This window comes from Pseudomonas sp. UBA5666 (assembly GCF_002420785.1).
Classification (GTDB): domain Bacteria; phylum Pseudomonadota; class Gammaproteobacteria; order Pseudomonadales; family Pseudomonadaceae; genus Aquipseudomonas; species Aquipseudomonas fulva.
This window is the reverse complement of sequence record NZ_DIIQ01000051.1, coordinates 1-869: the sequence shown is the minus strand read 5'-3', so window position 1 is coordinate 869 and position 869 is coordinate 1. Positions and strand designations below refer to the sequence as shown.

Annotated in this window: 1 protein-coding gene; it reads right to left on the bottom strand. The window is 58.0% G+C overall.

The features are described 5' to 3' along the window. Window positions 1–67: 67 nt before the first annotated feature. Window positions 68–691 carry a glutathione S-transferase N-terminal domain-containing protein gene (locus B2Y33_RS21780; protein WP_197874290.1) on the bottom strand — a complete coding sequence of 208 codons (624 nt, stop codon included), beginning with the start codon at window positions 689–691 and terminating at the stop codon, window positions 68–70. Window positions 692–869: the final 178 nt, after the last annotated feature.

The following is an 869-nucleotide window of genomic DNA, read 5'->3' as shown; positions in this document are numbered from 1 at the left end:
GTTGTCGACGATCCACTCGTACAGTGCTCGAACCAGATAGGGGCGACTGGAGTTCATCAACAGCTCCTCAAAGCGTGCGCATTTCGCGTTCAACGGACGACAGGCTTGCCTGGAATGATTCCCGGGCGAACTGTCGCTCCATGTAATCCAGCAGCGGCTTGGCTTGCCGCGGCAATTCGATACCCATCATCGGCAGACGCCAGAGTATGGGCAGTAGACAGCAATCGACCAGGCTTTGCTCATCGCTCATGAAACAGGCGAACTCGGCAAACAGCGGCGAGACACCGGTCAGGCTTTCGCGCAGTGCCTTGCGAGCCTCTGCACGGGCAGCCTCACTGGTGCGTGGGTCGAGAATCTGATCGGCCAGGCTGCACCAGTCTCGCTGGATACGGTGCATCAGCAACCGGCTATTGCCACGCCCGACCGGATAGACCGGCATCAGCGGAGGGTGCGGATAGCGCTCCTCCAGGTATTCCATGATCACGGACGATTCGTACAGAACCAAATCCCGATCCACCAAGGTCGGCACGCTGCCATACGGGTTCAGTTCGGCGAGCCGCGGCGGGATCTTGCCGGTATCGACGTCGATGATGTGCGCGTCAACGGCCTTTTCGGCCAACACAAGGCGAACCCGATGCGAGTATTGATCGGCAGGGTCGGAATAGCAGGCTAACCCATTGGTTACGCCCATGTAGCGCCTCCTCTCGAGGGATGCTTGTAAAAACTGTAAATGAAAACGCGCCTGTGGCGCACTGGCATAACTGCCAGTGCGCCACAGGCGCGCTCAACAACCAGAGGTTACTGCGTGATCAGTGCACGTCCTTCCAGTATTCACGCTTGAGCAAATAGGCGAATACGAAGAAGAAAGC

Excerpts from the sequence above, each read along its gene's own strand:
- B2Y33_RS21780 (WP_197874290.1), bottom strand. The coding sequence starts at position 691 with ATGGGCGTAACCAATGGGTTAGCCTGCTATTCCGACCCTGCCGATCAA.